Origin of the sequence: Enterobacter sp. CCUG 70166, from assembly GCF_020224095.1 — a bacterium.
Lineage (GTDB): Bacteria > Pseudomonadota > Gammaproteobacteria > Enterobacterales > Enterobacteriaceae > Enterobacter > Enterobacter intestinihominis.
Genome location: NZ_NRIQ01000033.1, coordinates 41,844 through 58,392, shown reverse-complemented (window position 1 = coordinate 58,392; position 16,549 = coordinate 41,844). Strand labels below are relative to the sequence as shown.

The 16,549-nt window shown below is 56.5% G+C and carries 19 protein-coding genes; 14 read left to right on the top strand and 5 right to left on the bottom strand.

Annotated features, from left to right (window positions below):
- Positions 1-58 precede the first annotated feature (58 nt).
- From CKK19_RS13790 to CKK19_RS13775, 5 genes are all read left to right on the top strand, one after another.
- Positions 59-1,312: an MFS transporter gene (locus CKK19_RS13790; protein ID WP_063854096.1), complete on the top strand. Its 1,254-nt coding sequence runs from the start codon at positions 59-61 to the stop codon at positions 1,310-1,312.
- Positions 1,313-1,386: 74 nt separating this feature from the next.
- Positions 1,387-2,871: a carboxypeptidase M32 gene (locus CKK19_RS13785; protein ID WP_063854097.1), complete on the top strand. Its 1,485-nt coding sequence runs from the start codon at positions 1,387-1,389 to the stop codon at positions 2,869-2,871.
- 148 nt (positions 2,872-3,019) lie between these two features.
- Positions 3,020-3,325 (top strand): acid resistance repetitive basic protein Asr, encoded by a 306-nt coding sequence (asr, locus tag CKK19_RS13780; protein WP_022647962.1) that lies wholly within the window; start codon positions 3,020-3,022, stop codon positions 3,323-3,325.
- Between the two features lie 92 nt (positions 3,326-3,417).
- Positions 3,418-3,501 carry a hypothetical protein gene (locus CKK19_RS25420; RefSeq protein WP_057979992.1) on the top strand — a complete coding sequence of 28 codons (84 nt, stop codon included), beginning with the start codon at positions 3,418-3,420 and terminating at the stop codon, positions 3,499-3,501.
- Between the two features lie 102 nt (positions 3,502-3,603).
- Positions 3,604-4,425, top strand: coding sequence for a trypsin-like serine peptidase (locus CKK19_RS13775; protein WP_063854098.1), 822 nt, complete (start codon positions 3,604-3,606; stop codon positions 4,423-4,425).
- Between the two features lie 5 nt (positions 4,426-4,430).
- Here CKK19_RS13775 and mdtI read toward each other — a convergent pair whose 3' ends face one another.
- Positions 4,431-4,760, bottom strand: a complete 330-nt coding sequence (mdtI, locus tag CKK19_RS13770; protein ID WP_022647960.1) for a multidrug/spermidine efflux SMR transporter subunit MdtI — start codon at positions 4,758-4,760, stop codon at positions 4,431-4,433.
- Positions 4,747-5,109 carry a multidrug/spermidine efflux SMR transporter subunit MdtJ gene (gene mdtJ, locus CKK19_RS13765; protein ID WP_032624865.1) on the bottom strand — a complete coding sequence of 121 codons (363 nt, stop codon included), beginning with the start codon at positions 5,107-5,109 and terminating at the stop codon, positions 4,747-4,749. The genes mdtI and mdtJ overlap by 14 nt, the downstream gene beginning before the upstream one ends.
- A gap of 421 nt (positions 5,110-5,530) precedes the next feature.
- Between mdtJ and CKK19_RS13760 the strand changes: the two genes are divergently transcribed.
- Positions 5,531-6,571: an AI-2E family transporter gene (locus CKK19_RS13760; RefSeq protein ID WP_003857467.1), complete on the top strand. Its 1,041-nt coding sequence runs from the start codon at positions 5,531-5,533 to the stop codon at positions 6,569-6,571.
- On the opposite strand, the gene CKK19_RS13755 is transcribed toward CKK19_RS13760, so the two are convergent.
- Complete coding sequence (locus tag CKK19_RS13755) at positions 6,568-7,515, bottom strand: zinc-dependent alcohol dehydrogenase family protein (RefSeq protein WP_063854099.1); 948 nt, start codon at positions 7,513-7,515, stop codon at positions 6,568-6,570. The genes CKK19_RS13760 and CKK19_RS13755 overlap by 4 nt on opposite strands.
- The gene (locus CKK19_RS13750) at positions 7,508-8,542 is read right to left on the bottom strand and encodes an LLM class flavin-dependent oxidoreductase (protein ID WP_063854100.1); all 1,035 of its coding nucleotides are present in this window, start codon (positions 8,540-8,542) and stop codon (positions 7,508-7,510) included. The genes CKK19_RS13755 and CKK19_RS13750 overlap by 8 nt, the downstream gene beginning before the upstream one ends.
- 208 nt (positions 8,543-8,750) lie before the next feature.
- On the opposite strand from CKK19_RS13750, the gene yajD reads away from it, so the two are divergent.
- Positions 8,751-9,098: an HNH nuclease YajD gene (gene yajD, locus CKK19_RS13745; protein WP_006808895.1), complete on the top strand. Its 348-nt coding sequence runs from the start codon at positions 8,751-8,753 to the stop codon at positions 9,096-9,098.
- Between the two features lie 67 nt (positions 9,099-9,165).
- Here the strand turns inward: yajD and CKK19_RS13740 are convergent, their stop codons facing one another.
- Entirely contained in the window at positions 9,166-9,612 is a 447-nt protein-coding gene (locus CKK19_RS13740) for a hypothetical protein (protein ID WP_032624342.1), read from the bottom strand.
- Between the two features lie 255 nt (positions 9,613-9,867).
- On the opposite strand from CKK19_RS13740, the gene CKK19_RS13735 reads away from it, so the two are divergent.
- The 7 genes from CKK19_RS13735 (at position 9,868) to pqqF (ending at position 16,520) form a co-directional block, all read left to right on the top strand.
- Entirely contained in the window at positions 9,868-10,887 is a 1,020-nt protein-coding gene (locus tag CKK19_RS13735; protein WP_048966594.1) for a dipeptidase, read from the top strand.
- Between the two features lie 138 nt (positions 10,888-11,025).
- On the top strand, positions 11,026-11,097 hold the full coding sequence (pqqA, locus tag CKK19_RS13730; protein WP_002905689.1) for a pyrroloquinoline quinone precursor peptide PqqA: 72 nt from the start codon (positions 11,026-11,028) through the stop codon (positions 11,095-11,097).
- Positions 11,098-11,152: 55 nt separating this feature from the next.
- Positions 11,153-12,070, top strand: a complete 918-nt coding sequence (gene pqqB, locus CKK19_RS13725) for a pyrroloquinoline quinone biosynthesis protein PqqB (protein WP_023306096.1) — start codon at positions 11,153-11,155, stop codon at positions 12,068-12,070.
- Between the two features lie 2 nt (positions 12,071-12,072).
- The gene (gene pqqC, locus CKK19_RS13720; RefSeq protein WP_023306095.1) at positions 12,073-12,828 is read left to right on the top strand and encodes a pyrroloquinoline-quinone synthase PqqC; all 756 of its coding nucleotides are present in this window, start codon (positions 12,073-12,075) and stop codon (positions 12,826-12,828) included.
- Between the two features lie 2 nt (positions 12,829-12,830).
- A complete protein-coding gene (pqqD, locus tag CKK19_RS13715; RefSeq protein WP_003857508.1) occupies positions 12,831-13,109 on the top strand; it encodes a pyrroloquinoline quinone biosynthesis peptide chaperone PqqD in 279 nt (92 codons plus the stop codon).
- Positions 13,096-14,238, top strand: coding sequence for a pyrroloquinoline quinone biosynthesis protein PqqE (gene pqqE / locus CKK19_RS13710; protein WP_022647952.1), 1,143 nt, complete (start codon positions 13,096-13,098; stop codon positions 14,236-14,238). The genes pqqD and pqqE overlap by 14 nt, the downstream gene beginning before the upstream one ends.
- 5 nt (positions 14,239-14,243) lie before the next feature.
- The gene (gene pqqF / locus CKK19_RS13705; RefSeq protein WP_225455160.1) at positions 14,244-16,520 is read left to right on the top strand and encodes a pyrroloquinoline quinone biosynthesis protein PqqF; all 2,277 of its coding nucleotides are present in this window, start codon (positions 14,244-14,246) and stop codon (positions 16,518-16,520) included.
- The last annotated feature ends 29 nt before the right edge of the window (positions 16,521-16,549 follow it).

The following is a 16,549-nucleotide window of genomic DNA, read 5'->3' as shown; positions in this document are numbered from 1 at the left end:
AATCTTGTGGTCATACCCGTCACCAGAAACCACGGGGAAGTTTAAGCAAGGATTATGTGTGAGCCGTACAACGACCGTTGATATCGCGCCGGCCAGCGACATTGATGATTTACCCGCAGTACCGCAGCCGGTTCAGTTTATAAAACGTGGTACCCCCCAGTTTATGCGCGTCACGCTGGCGCTCTTTTCAGCGGGTCTCGCCACTTTCGCCCTGCTCTACTGCGTTCAGCCGATCCTGCCGGTCCTGTCGCATGAATTTGGCGTGTCGCCAGCCAGCAGCAGTATTTCGCTCTCCATTTCAACCGGGATGCTGGCGATCGGTCTGCTGTTCACCGGGCCACTTTCAGATGCCATCGGGCGTAAGCAGGTCATGGTAACGGCGTTAATGCTGGCCTCCGTGTGTACCTTGCTGTCCACCATGATGACCAGCTGGCACGGCATTCTGGTCATGCGCGCGCTGATTGGGTTATCCCTCAGCGGCGTGGCGGCGGTCGGGATGACCTATCTCAGCGAGGAGATCCACCCGAGTTTCGTGGCCTTCTCCATGGGGCTGTACATTAGCGGGAACTCTATCGGCGGGATGAGCGGACGCCTGCTCAGCGGTGTGTTTACCGATTTCTTTAACTGGCGCATTGCGCTGGCCGTAATCGGCTGCTTCGCCCTCGCTTCGGCGCTAATGTTCTGGAAAATCCTGCCGGAATCGCGCCATTTCCGCCCGACTTCTCTGCGTCCGAAAACGTTGTTTATCAACTTTCGCCTGCACTGGCGCGACAAAGGTTTGCCGCGACTGTTTCTGATGGGATTCCTGCTGATGGGGTCATTAGTCACGCTGTTTAACTATATTGGCTACCGGCTGATGCTCTCGCCGTGGCATCTTAGCCAGGCATTGGTGGGTTTGCTCTCTGTGGCGTATCTCACCGGAACATGGAGTTCGCCAAAAGCGGGCGCCATGACCGCGCGCTTCGGCCGTGGTCCGGTGATGCTGGTGTCCACAGCCGTGATGCTGTTCGGGCTGCTGATGACGCTTGTCTCTTCCCTGTGGCTGATTTTTGCCGGAATGCTGCTCTTCTCTGCGGGATTCTTTGCCGCGCATTCTGTTGCCAGCAGCTGGATTGGCCCACGCGCGCGCCGCGCTAAAGGTCAGGCTTCGTCTCTGTATCTGTTCAGTTACTATCTCGGTTCCAGCATTGCCGGGACTCTCGGCGGGGTGTTCTGGCATAACTACGGCTGGAACGGCGTGGGCGGATTTATCGCGCTGATGCTGTGCGCGGCACTGCTGGTGGGCGCGAGCCTGCATAAACGACTGCATTAACATTCAGCCCTCTTCGTGTTTAAATCGAGCCGATGCTAATTTTTGTCATCGGCTGATTCAGACACGAGGACTTCATGAAAAACAATAACTATCAACAACTCACCCGCACCTTCCAGCGTCTCTCCCGCTTCTCTCACCTCTCCTCCATCGCCAGCTGGGACATGTTTACTATGATGCCGCCCGGCGGCAGCGCCGCGCGCGGTGAAGCGCTGGCGGAGATGAGCGTCCTGCAACATCAGATCCTGACCGATAAAAAAGTGGGTGAATGGCTGGCGGCGGCGGCAGAAGAAGATCTGAACGACGTTGAGCAGGCCAACCTGCGTGAAATGACGCGCCACTACCAGCAGGCCACTTTACTGCCGGAATCGCTGGTGGAGGCCAAATCGCTGGCGGGCAGCAGGTGTGAACACGCCTGGCGTACTCAGCGTCCGGCCAACGACTGGCAGGGCTTTTCAGCCAACCTGAAAGAGGTGGTGAAACTCAGTCGTGAAGAAGCCCGCCTGCGCGCTGAGGCTAAAGGCTGCACGCCTTACGACGCGCTGCTGGATATCTTTGAACCCGACATGACAAGCGCTCGCCTGGATGTGCTGTTCGGCGATCTGAAGTCCTGGCTGCCGGAGCTGCTGGCAAAGGTTGTGGAAAAACAGGCTCAACGATCGTTCGTTCCGCCACAGGGTCCCTTCCCCACCGCCACCCAGCGCGAGCTGGGCCTGGAAGCGATGAAAATGCTTGGCTTCGATTTTAACGGCGGTCGTCTGGACGTTAGCGCCCACCCGTTCTGCGGCGGCGTTCCGGAAGATGTGCGTATCACCACGCGTTACGATGAAGATGAACTGCTCAGCGCGCTTTTCGGCGTGATCCACGAAACCGGACATGCCCGCTACGAGCAAAACCTTCCGCGAGCGTGGGCCGGCCAGCCCGTTGCGCTGGCGCGCTCTACGGCGATCCATGAATCCCAGAGCTTGTTCTTTGAAATGCAGCTTGGCCGCAGCGACGCTTTCCTGAAGCATCTGCTTCCGGCGGTCCATGCCCGTTTCGGCAGCCAGGCGGCATTCGGTGAAGAGAATTTTATTGCCTGGAACCAGCGCGTGAAGCCGGGCTACATCCGCGTTGACGCGGATGAAGTGAGCTATCCGGCGCATGTGGTGCTGCGCTATGAGATCGAGCGCGCGCTAATCAATGGCGAAATTGAAGTCGATGATATTCCCGCGTTATGGGATGAGAAAATGCAGGCCTGGCTTGGGTTATCCACCAAAGATAACTACCGCAACGGCTGTATGCAGGATATCCACTGGACCGACGGCGGTTTTGGCTACTTCCCGTCTTACACGCTGGGGGCAATGTATGCGGCACAGCTGTTTCATGCCGCCAAAACTGCGCTGCCCGGGTTGCAGGCATCCATCGCCGGAGGCGATTTCTCGGCGCTGTTTGACTGGCTGCGTCAGAATATCTGGCAGCACGGCAGCCGTTTCAGCACATCGCAGCTCATCACCCAGGCCACAGGTGAAGATCTGAATATCCGCTACTTCCGCGAACACCTGACGTCCCGCTACCTGTAAACGAACGCGCCGGGGGCCACCCCGGCGTTGTACATATGGTTACAAGCCGATACCAATCACTCACGGAAACCCCGAATTTACAGGGATATAGTTATTTCAACGGCCCCGCAGTGGGGTTAAATGAAAAACCAAATTCGAGGGTATGAAAATGAAAAAAGTATTAGCTCTGGTTGTTGCCGCTGCTATGGGTCTTTCTTCCGCTGCATTCGCGGCTGAAACTACCGCCACCGCAGCGCCTGCTGCATCCACCGCTGCTCCGGCCAAAACGGTTCACCATAAAAAACATCACAAAGCGGCTAAACCAGCGGCAGCACAGAAAGCGCAGGCCGCGAAAAAGCACCACAAAAAAGCGGCAAAACCTGCGGTAGAGCAGAAAGCCCAGGCGGCTAAAAAGCATCACAAAAAAGCGGCAAAACACGAAGCGGCTAAACCTGCTGCACAGCCAGCAGCGTAAGAGTACAAGCTTAACCGTGCCCTTCGGGGCACGTTGGTAAACCGGCGCTGAACGGGATTGCGGTCAGCGCCGTTTTTTTATCCGGAGGGCGTATGCTGCGGCGCTATCGGTTTGAGTTCATTCTTATCCTGCTAATTTTATGCGCGCTCATCGCCAGCCACTTTTATCTTTCCTGAATGTAGCACGCTGATTTTACTCCCACTTTCTCGCCGTCGCGTCTATAGTATTTTCATAGGGTTCACTTTTAATAATCATAATTACCCCCACCAGAGTGTGATATGCGTAAATCTGTTGTGTTGTTACTGGGAACGTTTAGCCTTTTTGCAGGCTTTTCACATGCGGATGAGGGCGACGATGACGCCATCAGCGCCAAAGAGGTAAAGACGCTGTTTTTTGGTCATGACGATCGTACGCGTGTCACCGATCCTACCGAAGCGCCCTGGGATGCCATCGGGCAACTGGAAACCGCCAGCGGCAATCTATGTACCGCAACTCTCATAACGCCACACCTTGCGCTGACGGCGGGTCATTGCCTGTTAATGCCGCCCGAAGGCAAACCGGATAAAGCGATCGCCCTGCGCTTTGTCTCGCAGAAAGGGATTTGGCGCTACGAAATTCACGGTATTGAGGGGCGGGTGGATCCGTCGCTCGGGAAACGCCTGAAACCGGATGGCGATGGATGGATTGTGCCGCCCGGGGCGGCATCCTGGGATTTCGGGCTGATCGTTTTACGTTATCCGCCGTCCGGGATCGCTCCGCTACCGCTCTTTGATGGTGACAAAGACGCGCTCACCGCCGCCCTGAAAGCCGCCGATCGAAAAGTGACGCAGTCAGGCTACCCTGTTGATCACCTCGATTCGCTGTACACCCATACGGACTGCGTGGTGACGGGCTGGGCGCAAAACAGCGTGCTTTCGCATCAGTGCGATACGCTACCGGGTGATAGCGGATCGCCCCTGATGTTAAAAACCGTTAACGGCTGGCAACTGATTGGCGTTCAGAGTTCTGCTCCGGCAGCGAAAGACCGCTGGCGCGCCGATAACCGAGCGTTAGCGGTGACCGGTTTTCGCGACCGGCTGGAAGCCCTGGCGCAGCAGTAGGTCACTCAGGCCAGTTTAATCATGATCATGCCAGCGAGCAGTAATACCAGCCCTATCCAGCCTTTATGGTTTAAACGCTGCCCGAACATAATCCAGCCTGCCGCCAGGGTGGCGGCAATACCGAAGCCGCCCCACAGCGCGTAGGCCACGGAAAGATCGATGCCTTTCACTGCCTGTGACAGAGCGCTAAACGCCCCAAGAACCGCGGCAATCGATAACAGGCCGTAGGCTTTGCGACGAAAGCCGTCGGAGAACTTCAAAAAGACGTTCGCAATAATTTCCAGAACGATGGCGAAAGCCAGCCAGGCCGCGTGGATCCATTCAAACTGCTGCATGGGTCTGCTCCTTCTGCTGTTTGGCTGGTTTGCGCGTACCCGATTTAATCAGCACGATACCTGCGACCAGGGTCGTCAGCCCGGCAATTTTCATTGTCGTCAGGGTTTCATCAAATATCATGACGCTGAACAGCGTGATCAATAAAATACCAACACCTTCCCACAAAGCGTATGCCACGCCCAGCGCGATTTTTTTAACCGCAAAAGAGAGGAAAATATAGGAAAGCGTAATCATGACCAGCATCAAAATAAATCCGGTGCTGCCGTCACTCACGCTCGCCCATTTCATCGACAAGGTGCCGGTAATTTCAGCAACGATAGCCAGAGCTAATAAAATCCAGTAAAACATGTTTTTTCTCCTGCTTGAGAATATAATCCATCGAGGCTCGCTGCGAACAGCAAACCAAAAAAGTGGGAATTAAATCAGTTAGCTAAGCGCATAGCGCCAGCTCAGGCAGAAGACGTGACTATAGCGCGGAACGCCAGTGTTGTTCACCGGAAAGCGTGCAGAGGGAGGTAGAAAACAGAGCAGAGTTGTTTGAAAAATACGTCCTGAACAAATTGTCCATAAAATTACAATTATCCGCGGTGTTGCTTCTCGTCTTTGCGGATGAAAATTGTCCTCAGTAGTTGAACACGCCTGATTTGTATCATAAGCCAGGAATTTACTCAAAGCCTTTTCATTTCTTTACCCAGTCTGTTTGATTTTGGTTAGTTTTTTTAATCCGCTTTCCCCTCTATTATAAATAAAAAACTGTTCAGGAACGTCCATGGCCAAACCCATTATCACCCTCAACGGGCTTAAGATCGTCATCATGCTGGGCATGCTGGTGATCATTCTGACCGGCGTTCGTTTTGCGGCCGATATCATCGTGCCCTTTATCCTGGCGCTTTTTATCGCGGTGATCCTCAATCCACTGGTGCAGCGAATGGTGCGGCTGCGCATCCCGCGTGTGCTGGCGATAAGCCTGCTTATCAGTATTATTATCGTTGCGATGGTGCTGTTAGTCGCCTATCTGGGAACCTCCCTGAACGAGCTGGCGCGGACGCTGCCGACATACCGCTCTTCCCTGGCGACCCCGCTGCTGCAAATTGAACCCTGGCTGCAACGCGCGGGTATCGAAGTCTCGGTTGAGGAACTGCTTAAATACATCGATCCGAATGCCGCCATGACGATTGTCACCAGCCTGCTGGCACAGCTCTCCAACGCCATGACCTCGATTTTCCTGCTGTTCCTGACGGTTGTGTTTATGCTGCTGGAAGTTCCACAGCTGCCTGCAAAACTCCAGCACATCATGGTGCGTCCGGTTGAGGGAATGGGTGCCATTCAGCGCGCGCTCGACAGCGTTTCACGCTATCTGGTGCTGAAAACGGCCATCAGCCTGGTGACGGGATTAGTGGTCTGGGGGATGCTCGCCGCGCTGGATGTGCGTTTTGCCTTCGTCTGGGGGCTGCTGGCCTTTGCGCTCAACTATATTCCTAACATTGGCTCCGTGCTGGCGGCGATCCCCCCTATCCTTCAGGTGCTGGTTTTCAGCGGTTTGTATGATGCCCTGATTCTGCTGGCAGGCTATCTGGTGATTAACCTTGTCTTCGGGAACATTCTCGAACCACGGATAATGGGACGCGGGCTGGGGCTTTCAACTCTTGTTGTGTTCCTGTCCCTGATTTTCTGGGGCTGGCTGCTCGGGCCTGTCGGCATGCTGCTCTCCGTTCCGCTGACAATTATTGTCAAAATTGGCCTGGAGCAGACCGCCGGTGGACAAAGTATCGCTGTACTGCTGAGCGACATGAGTCATAAGGCCGATTAATTGTCCATCGACAGCATAGGCTTGCCCGTTCTTCCCGCTTCGCGGTAGTTGCCCACTGCCCGCTGCCATTCCGACAGCGGGTAGAGGGTAGCATCGCTGCACTGGCTGGCGCGCAGTTTAGGCCAGATGCGCCGAAACTCCGCCTGCCACGCCTCAGCGCTCAGCGCGTCCAGATAGTTACGAATGTGAAACCACACCACGCGCGGCAACGGCCGCTGCTGCCGGAAGGTCTGCCCGGAGAGTAGCCCGTAGCAGACAAAGGTACCGGTTTCGGGCATCACGCTCAGGATCGCCTCCGCCAGGCTGCCGCCCGTGGCGTCGTACACCACCTCCGCTTGCGCGGCGGCAGCGTTGACGGCGGCCGTATCATCTTGCGCAATCGGGACGATCCCCATTTCAGCCAGACGTTGAGCGTGCACGGGCGAGCGATGGATCCCGTAAACCGCCTCTGCACCCGCCTGGCGTGCCCATTGCCCGAGCAGAACGGCGCAGTCAGAACCGGCAGCGGTGAGCAGCACCGTTTTCCCGATCGGAGGATAGCGGTCCAGCATCATCTGAGCGGCAAGCGGGTTGATATACGCCCGCGCGGCAAGAAGCGAGTCGACGTCGTCCGGGACGGGAACCGCATACGCCACCGGGCAGTCGACATAGCGCTGCCAGGTACCCTGCCCCCGTAACGGCAGAACCCGCTTGCCCAGCAGCGCCGGGTAAGCGGCGGGCGTTTCGGTCACTATTCCGACCCCTTCATAACCGGCTATTGCGGGCAGCGGCGTGCGATGGCGATATGCCCCGGTGATGGGGATGAGATCGGAGGCGTTCACCGGAGAAAAAAGCATGCGCACACGTATCTCTCCCGGCTGTCGCGGTGACAATGGTGTGGTTTCCGCTTGCAGTACCGATTCAGGCTCACCAAACCGGCGATACCAGAGGGCCAGATTACGCATTGCGATCGCGCCATCCCATTTCCGGTGCGACATGTTTCAGGATGGACTCGATCACATGTGCGTTGTATTCCACGCCCAGCTGATTCGGCACGGTAAGCAACAGCGTATCCGCTTCCGCGATCGCTTCATCCTTTTTCAACTGTTCAATCAGCTTGTCTGGCTCTGCGGCATAGCTGCGTCCGAAAATGGCCCGCGTTTTCTCATCCAGATAGCCAACGCTGTCGCTCTCATTGCGGCTTGAACCGAAATACATCCGGTCGCGATCGTCCATCAGGGCAAAAATACTGCGGCTGACCGAAACGCGTGGCTGACGGGTATGCCCTGCCTCGGCCCAGGTCTGTCGGTAGGCACGGATCTGTTTTGCCTGCTGAATATGGAACGGCTCGCCGGTTTCATCATCTTTCAGCGTTGAGCTTTGCAGGTTCATCCCCAGTTTTGCCGCCCATACTGCCGTTGCATTGGAGCCAGCCCCCCACCAGATACGATCGCGTAAGCCCTCTGAATGCGGCTCCAGACGCAACAATCCCGGCGGGTTTGGGAACATCGGCTGTGGGTTAGGCTTCGCAAACCCTTCACCGCGTAATACATCAAGCAGTACCTCAGTGTGACGGCGCGCCATATCAGATTCGTTTTCCCCGTCCTGCGGCACGTAACCAAAATAACGCCAACCATCAATCACCTGCTCCGGGGAGCCCCGGCTGATACCAAGCTGTAATCGCCCGCCGGAGATGAGATCTGCCGCGCCAGCATCTTCCGCCATATACAGCGGATTCTCGTACCGCATGTCGATCACGCCCGTACCGATTTCGATGCGTTTGGTTTTCGCGCCTATCGCAGCCAGCAAGGGGAATGGCGAACTGAGCTGGCGGGCAAAGTGGTGCACGCGGAAATAAGCCCCGTCCGCGCCCAGCTCTTCAGCGGCGACAGCCAGATCGATGGACTGTAGCAGCGTGTCAGCTGCGGTTTGCGTGCCGGACTGGGAAGACGGCGTCCAGTGACCAAACGACAAAAATCCGATCTTTTTCATAGTGGAGTATCCTGATAAAGCATTGCGTTATCCCTACTCTACGCATTAACCGATGAGAATAAATGGTGATTATTTAACGGAATGCTTCAAATAAACTGACAGAAATACGCAAATCGCACGCTGCCTTCCCGCAGAGGAGGCATTCTCCTGGCATCTCAAAATGGGATATAGTGTGAACTATTCTCTTTTTTAACAGGTAACATCAGCAATGGCTCTGATCCCCAAAAACTACGCACGGCTGGAAAGCGGCTACCGTGAAAAAGCGCTAAAAATTTACCCGTGGGTCTGTGGACGCTGCTCGCGGGAGTTTGTGTATTCGAATCTTCGTGAACTCACGGTCCACCATATCGACCACGATCACACCAATAATCCGGAAGATGGCAGTAACTGGGAGTTGTTGTGCCTGTTTTGCCATGACCACGAACACTCAAAGTACACCGAAGCGGATCAGTATGGCACCACCGTTGTCGCAGGTGAGGATGCGCAAAAAGACGTGGGTGTCGCCACGTTTAACCCCTTTGCCGATCTCAAGGCGATGATGAACAAGAAGAAGTAATATCGGCGGCTTTACTGCCCATACCTGCCGTATGGGCAGTCAGAAAGATAAAGGTAATGTATTCCAGTCACAGATTGAACAAGGAGACGGCCTTAATATCGGCTTCAGGATTCACGCGTTTTACAGCCTCTAAAAACGCAGCAAAGTTTTGATTAAACACCGTCAGATTATTATAAAATTGCACCTGTTTTTCACGGGTTCCCTCAAGATAGCTCACAGACCAGATCCGCCTGTTATTTACCACTGTCGAGCCCGGCTTAATTTTTACGATAGCCGCCAGCTCAATTTTACGGGTGACGCTATTTATGACCTCGTATAAATACTGCTCATCATAAAAGTAGGTTTTACCTGACGATCCGCCAAACCAGGAAGGATGGGTAGAGATTTTTTTCATTCCCCGGCTGTCGGCAACGATGCGCTTTGGATGCCGAATACGCCTGATGAAAAAGCGCATCAGCATAATCAGTGCCGTGAAAGACAGCACCACGAAAATAAAATTAATGCTCTCCCGCATATTTCGTTACCTGCCACGCATAACTCAAAGTGGCGAAGTATAGCGTAGCCCTGTAGCTCAGGGAACGTATGCGATGCAATCGCAGATGGAACGGGAAATGCTCTTATCTCGCCACGCAATATGATGTGCGGATCTCCTCAGGGTTAAGCGTTATTAACAATTGCTGCTAAGTTGTAAGTTTCTCCTTGCCGGACCGGGCAAATCGGTTATCGTGCCAGGCAACTTTCGCAGCAATAAAAAACAGTGGGATGCGCTATGGCGATTTTTGATGGTCACAATGACCTGTTGCTTAATTTATGGCTTCATCATCGCCAGGATCCGGTAACGGCCTTCTTTTCCGGCATTGAGAACGGACACCTCGATTATCCGCGCATGCAGCAAGGCGGATTTTCCGGCGGGCTGTTCGCGCTGTTCGTGCCGCCGCAGGAGTATATCGCCCGCATGGCGCCGAACTACGCCAGCGAGCCGTGGCAACCGATCGACATTCTCTGGCAACAGTTGACGATCCTCAAGCAGCTTGTCGCACACTCCGATGGACGGGCGCGATTGTGCCTGAGCGCGGCAGATATCGAACGCTGCCGTCAGGATAAGGTGCTGGCGATGGTGGCGCATATTGAGGGTGCGGGCGGTTTTGACGGCGAGGGTGGCGATCTACAGGCTTTCTATGCCGCTGGCGTGCGCAGCATTGGGCCTTTCTGGAACATTGCTAACCGTTTTGGCACCGGCGTTAACGGGGCGTTTCCCGGCAGCCCGGACAGCGGCCCAGGGCTTACCGCAGAGGGTATCGCCCTCATTAAGCACGCTAACGCCCTGAACATGCTGATTGACGTTTCTCATATGAATGAAAAGGCGTTCTGGGATACTGCTCGTCATTCCTCTTCACCGCTTGTCGCCACCCATTCCAACGCCCATACGCTGTGCCCGCAACCGCGTAATCTGACCGATCGGCAACTGCTGGCTATCCGCGACAGCGGCGGCGTGGCAGGGGTCAATTTCGGCAACGCCTTTCTGCGCGCCGACGGTAAACGCGATAGCGATACCCCGCTGAGCACAATCGTTCGCCATATCGACTATCTTATTAACATCATGGGCGAAGATCATGTTGCGCTGGGCTCCGATTTTGACGGCATCACGTTACCTGATGATTTGCATGATGTGAGTGGTTTACCGCGGCTAATCAGCGCGTTGCGTGACAGCGGCTATGATCAATTTGTGCTGAATAAGCTGCTGTGGGGCAACTGGCAAAAGGTATTGCAAAATGTTTGGCAACAATAGGTTACGTTGTAAACATTACGTTAATTCCTTACATCTTTCGGGTTGAGCTTTGCCCCACTGTGACGCATTATTTGATGACCATCACAAAACTGGCACAAACAATGGTGTTGGTGCTGCATTTTTAAAGAGGAAAAAACGATGTGGAAGAAACCTGCTTTTATTGATTTACGTCTTGGCCTGGAAGTGACGCTGTACATTTCCAACCGCTAATCGCTCAGCCCGCCATCCGTGCGGGCATTTCTGTTTTACTACCTGGCCTATCTTCATGTTTATTAAAGTCCTCGGTTCCGCCGCCGGCGGCGGTTTCCCTCAGTGGAACTGTAATTGCGCCAACTGTCAGGGTTTGCGCAACGGTACCCTTCAGGCGACCCCCCGCACCCAGTCGTCGATCATCGTCAGCGATAACGGCGAAGAGTGGATACTGTGTAACGCCTCGCCCGATATCAGCCAGCAGATTGCCCATACGCCAGAACTGAATAAGAAAGAGGTTCTGCGCGGCACGCATATTGGCGGCATTATTCTCACCGACAGCCAGATTGACCACACCACCGGGCTGCTCAGCCTGCGCGAGGGGTGTCCGCATCAGGTATGGTGTACGCCGGAGGTGCATGAAGATCTTTCCAGCGGATTCCCGATTTTTACCATGCTCCGGCACTGGAACGGCGGCCTGATTCATCATCCGATCGCACCGCTCACCGCCTTTAGCGTGGAAGCCTGCCCTGATTTGCAGTTTACCGCTGTCCCCATCGCCAGTAACGCACCGCCCTATTCGCCGTGGCGCGACCGCCCGCTACCGGGGCATAACGTGGCGCTGTTTATCGAAAACCGCCGCAACGGTCAGACGCTGTTCTACGCGCCGGGTCTCGGTGAACCCGATGACGACATCCTGCCGTGGCTTAAAAAAGCGGACTGTCTGCTGATTGACGGCACCGTCTGGCAGGACGATGAACTGCAGGCCGCTGGCGTCGGGCGCAATACCGGCCGCGATATGGGCCATCTGGCGCTCGGCGATGAACACGGCATGATGGCGCTGCTGGCCTCGCTGCCGGCAAAGCGCAAGATTCTGATTCACATTAATAACACTAACCCGATCCTTAACGAGCAGTCGCCGCAGCGTCACGCCCTCACGCAGCAGGGAATTGAAGTGAGCTGGGACGGGATGACCATCACGCTTCAGGACTAACTATGCACATTCGTGAAACGCTCTCGCCGCAAGAGTTTGAACACGCCCTCCGGGCGAAAGGCGCCTACTATCATATTCACCATCCGTACCATATCGCGATGCATAACGGCGAGGCCAGCCGCGAGCAGATCCAGGGCTGGGTGGCGAACCGGTTTTACTACCAGACGACGATCCCGCTGAAAGACGCGGCCATTATGGCGAACTGCCCGGATCCGCACACGCGTCGCAAATGGGTGCAGCGGATCCTCGATCACGACGGCAGCAACGGTCATGACGGCGGGATCGAAGCCTGGCTACAGCTGGGCGAAGCCGTAGGGCTTAGCCGCGACGACTTAATCAGCGAACGCCACGTGCTGCCCGGCGTTCGTTTTGCCGTGGACGCTTACGTTAACTTCGCCCGCCGCGCCAACTGGCAGGAGGCGGCATGCAGTTCGCTCACCGAACTGTTTGCCCCGCAAATTCATCAGTCGCGTCTCGACAGCTGGCCGCAGCACTATCCGTGGATCAAAGAGGAAGGCTATTTTTATTTTCGTAGCCGCCTCAGCCAGGCCAGCCGCGACGTTGAACACGGTCTGGAGCTGGCGAAGAGTTACTGCGATAGCGCAGAAAAGCAGAATCGGATGCTGGAGATCCTTCAGTTCAAACTCGATATCCTGTGGTCGATGCTCGACGCGATGACCATGGCCTACGCGCTACAGCGTCCGCCTTATCACACGGTCACCGACAAAGCGGCCTGGCACACAACCCGACTGGTATAAGCATGCAAAAAAACTCCATCGTCGCCTTTCGTCGCGGCTATCGCCTGCAATGGGAAGCCGCTCAGGACAGCCATGTCATCCTTTATCCTGAAGGCATGGCTAAACTCAATGAGACCGCCGCCGCAATCCTCGAACTGGTCGATGGCCAACGCGACGCGGCGGCCATCATTGCCATACTCAACGAACGGTTCCCGGAAGCCGGCGGCGTGGATGACGACGTCGTAGAATTCCTGCAAATCGCTTATCAACAGAAGTGGATTATTTTCCGTGAGCCAGAATAAACCCGCCGTCAATCCACCGCTGTGGCTGCTGGCGGAGCTGACCTATCGCTGTCCGCTACAGTGTCCTTACTGCTCTAACCCGCTGGACTTTGCCCGGCAGGATCAGGAGCTGACCACTGAACAGTGGATTGAGGTTTTCCGCCAGGCGCGGGCGATGGGCAGCGTGCAGATAGGTTTTTCCGGCGGCGAACCGTTGACGCGTAAAGATCTGCCGGAGCTGATCCGCGCCGCCCGCGATCTCGGTTTTTATACCAACCTGATCACCTCGGGAATTGGCCTGACGGAAAGCAAGCTCGACGCGTTCAGCGAGGCCGGTCTGGACCATATCCAGATTAGCTTCCAGGCCAGCGATGAAGTGCTCAACGCCGCGCTGGCGGGGAATAAAAAAGCCTTCCAGCAGAAGCTGGCGATGGCCAAAGCGGTCAAAGCGCGCGATTACCCGATGGTGCTGAATTTCGTCCTGCACCGGCACAACATCGACCAGATCGATAAAATCATCGAGCTGTGCATCGAACTGGACGCCGACGACGTCGAACTTGCCACCTGCCAGTTCTACGGTTGGGCGTTCCTTAATCGTCAGGGGCTTCTGCCGACGCGGGAACAGATTGCCCGAGCGGAACGCGTGGTTGCCGACTATCGGCAAAAAATGGCCGCCAGCGGCAATCTGACCAACCTGCTGTTCGTCACCCCTGATTATTACGAAGAGCGACCAAAAGGCTGTATGGGCGGCTGGGGGTCGATTTTCCTCAGCGTGACCCCGGAAGGCACGGCGCTGCCCTGCCACAGCGCGCGCCAGCTACCGGTGGAGTTCCCCTCGGTGCTTGATCAGAGTCTGGAATCCATCTGGTATGACTCTTTCGGCTTCAACCGCTATCGCGGGTTTGACTGGATGCCGGAGCCGTGCCGCTCCTGCGATGAAAAGGAGAAGGACTTCGGCGGCTGCCGCTGCCAGGCCTTTATGCTCACGGGGAATGCTGATAACGCCGATCCGGTGTGCAGCAAATCGCCGCATCATCATAAAATTCTGGACGCGCGACGCGAAGCAGCCTGTAGCGACATGAAAATCGGCCAGCTTCAGTTCCGCAACCGTACCCGTTCGCAGCTTATCTATAAAACCCGGGAACTGTAGCGATAATGACCACCCGCATCGTGGAGCTGGCAGGCGGTTTACGCGCAACGCTGGTGCATCAGTCGCAGGCGACACGCGCGGCGGCGCTGGCGCGCGTGAGTGCCGGAAGCCATCACGAGCCACCGCGCTTCGCCGGTCTTGCGCATTTACTTGAGCACCTGCTGTTCCGCGGTAGCCAGCGCTATCAGGGCGACGATCGACTCATGGCCTGGGTCCAGCGTCAGGGCGGTAGCGTCAATGCCACCACGCTGGCTCGCCACAGCGCATTTTTCTTCGATGTGGCCGCCGATAACCTGTCCGACGGCGTCGCACGACTGCGGGATATGTTGCAGGCGCCGCTGCTTTCATGCGATGACATACAGCGCGAAGTGGCGGTCATTGATGCGGAAAACCGGCTCATCCAGCAGCATGATTCCGCCAGGCGCGAAGCGGCGGCACGCCACGCGATGGAAGAACCCACAGTTTTTCGCCGTTTTCAGGTAGGTAGCCAGGATTCTCTGGGGCAGGACACGGGATCGCTGCAAACCGCGTTGCGCGACTTTCATCGGCGCTATTATGTGGCCGGACACCTGCAATTGTGGCTGCAAGGGCCGCAAACGCTGGATGCGCTGGCCGAGCTTGCCCATACGTTTGCGTCCGGTTTTGCTTCTGGTGGCATGCCTGAAACCGCTCCCCCGTTGCGTCTTAGCGCTGAGGGAGATTTTCAGCTGGCAGTGACAGAGCGACCCGCACTGTGGCGTTGTCCGTTAATTCGAAAAAGTGACAGCGTCACCTTATTTCGGGAGTTTTTACTGGACGACGCCCCCGGAAGCCTGATTGCCGGGCTGCGGGCGCGAGGGCTGGCAGAAGATGTCGCCCTGAACTGGCTTTATCAGGATAACGATAACGGCTGGCTGGCGCTAACGGTTGATAGCGAACGACCCGAGGAGATTGACCCGCATATTACCCACTGGCTACGGGCGCTACAGCAAACGACGGATGAGCAGCAGCGGCATTATTATCGGCTGGCACAGCAGCGTTTTAGCGCCCTGCCGACGCTGGAGCAGCTGCGCCAGCGGGCGTTCGGTTTTGCGCCCGGTGCGGCGCCCGTAAGTTTTTCCGCCTTTTGTGCCGATTTACTGGCGGCGCCCACCTCGTATCTGGCCTGCAAAAAAATTGAAACCGCTGAAATTATCGCCAGCCAGGGGTTTGCTCTGCCGCTTAGCCATTGGCGTCGCCAGCCGGTTGCAGATGATAGCCCCATCGCGTTTTCCTTCTACCCGCAGACTGCCAGGTATGTTACGCCAGCCCCGACGTCAGAAGCCGCTCCGCTGCTGCATTTGTCGGCGCAGACACAACCGCCAACGCTGATCCTGCGCAGGCCTTTTTATTCGTGCCTGGAACGGGCGCAGGGGGTGGCGATGGGCAAACAGTTACGCCCTCTTCTTGCTGAACTGCGCCATATTGACGGCAGCGGCGAGTGGCAAACGGTTGACGGTAGCTGGCAGCTCACCCTGCGGCTTCCTGACGCCGTAGCTACGGCGGAACACATCATCGGGGCGATAATCGATCGCCTCTCCCACCCCGCCCCGGCTCTTACGCCAGTGCCAGAAGGCATTGCCATCCGTGAGCTGCTTCAGCAATTGCCTGAACGTCTGGCATCGGATCCGCCACGGGACGGCTGGCTGGCGGCGCTAGTTGGCGGCAGCGTCGCACACGCGCACGGGTTAGCCCGGCAGCTTGGCCTGCTCCGGGCGCCGGTTAACGCTAAGCCGACGCCATTAAGCGGTTGTCCCGGCGGGATCGAACACATTCCGCACGCCAGCGCGGATTCGGCGCTGCTGGTGTTTATTCCCCTGCCGCCGGGCGCGTCGCTCGCCGCGCTGCGGCTGCTGGCGTTATGCTGCGAACCGCAATTTTTCCAGCGCCTGCGCGTGGAACAGCAGATTGGCTACGTGGTCAGCTGTCGTTATCAGCGTATTGCCGATCGCGATGGCCTGCTGCTGGCGTTACAGTCGCCTGACCGCTCTCCCGTGAACCTGTTGGGTTGCTGCAAACAATTTTTGCGTGAGCTGACGCTGTGCGATGTGACGGCGTTCAGCGTATTGCGACAGCAGCTGGCGATGCAAATCCGGTCACCGATGAATGCCAGCGCCACGGCAGTAGCCGCCCTGCGCCAGCGCTATGGTTTACCGGTGTTAACGCCGCAGGCTGTTGATGCCCTGCAACATGACGAGATAATCGCACTATGGCGCGAGATGACTCGCCATCGCCGTCGCTGGCGGGCGCTTTTCACGGGCTGACCGGACCCGCCGCTTTCTTCATATCCGTG

Bases quoted from the DNA above. Each gene is read 5' to 3' on its own strand.
- CKK19_RS13785 (WP_063854097.1), top strand. From the start codon at position 1,387: ATGAAAAACAATAACTATCAACAACTCACCCGCACCTTCCAGCGTCTC.
- CKK19_RS13760 (WP_003857467.1), top strand. From the start codon at position 5,531: ATGGCCAAACCCATTATCACCCTCAACGGGCTTAAGATCGTCATCATG.
- yajD (WP_006808895.1), top strand. From the start codon at position 8,751: ATGGCTCTGATCCCCAAAAACTACGCACGGCTGGAAAGCGGCTACCGT.
- CKK19_RS13735 (WP_048966594.1), top strand. From the start codon at position 9,868: ATGGCGATTTTTGATGGTCACAATGACCTGTTGCTTAATTTATGGCTT.
- CKK19_RS13775 (WP_063854098.1), top strand. From the start codon at position 3,604: ATGCGTAAATCTGTTGTGTTGTTACTGGGAACGTTTAGCCTTTTTGCA.
- mdtI (WP_022647960.1), bottom strand. From the start codon at position 4,760: ATGCAGCAGTTTGAATGGATCCACGCGGCCTGGCTGGCTTTCGCCATC.
- pqqC (WP_023306095.1), top strand. From the start codon at position 12,073: ATGCACATTCGTGAAACGCTCTCGCCGCAAGAGTTTGAACACGCCCTC.
- pqqD (WP_003857508.1), top strand. From the start codon at position 12,831: ATGCAAAAAAACTCCATCGTCGCCTTTCGTCGCGGCTATCGCCTGCAA.
- CKK19_RS13740 (WP_032624342.1), bottom strand. From the start codon at position 9,612: ATGCGGGAGAGCATTAATTTTATTTTCGTGGTGCTGTCTTTCACGGCA.
- CKK19_RS13755 (WP_063854099.1), bottom strand. From the start codon at position 7,515: ATGCGTAATCTGGCCCTCTGGTATCGCCGGTTTGGTGAGCCTGAATCG.
- pqqB (WP_023306096.1), top strand. From the start codon at position 11,153: ATGTTTATTAAAGTCCTCGGTTCCGCCGCCGGCGGCGGTTTCCCTCAG.
- mdtJ (WP_032624865.1), bottom strand. From the start codon at position 5,109: ATGTTTTACTGGATTTTATTAGCTCTGGCTATCGTTGCTGAAATTACC.
- pqqF (WP_225455160.1), top strand. From the start codon at position 14,244: ATGACCACCCGCATCGTGGAGCTGGCAGGCGGTTTACGCGCAACGCTG.
- asr (WP_022647962.1), top strand. From the start codon at position 3,020: ATGAAAAAAGTATTAGCTCTGGTTGTTGCCGCTGCTATGGGTCTTTCT.
- CKK19_RS25420 (WP_057979992.1), top strand. From the start codon at position 3,418: ATGCTGCGGCGCTATCGGTTTGAGTTCATTCTTATCCTGCTAATTTTA.
- CKK19_RS13750 (WP_063854100.1), bottom strand. From the start codon at position 8,542: ATGAAAAAGATCGGATTTTTGTCGTTTGGTCACTGGACGCCGTCTTCC.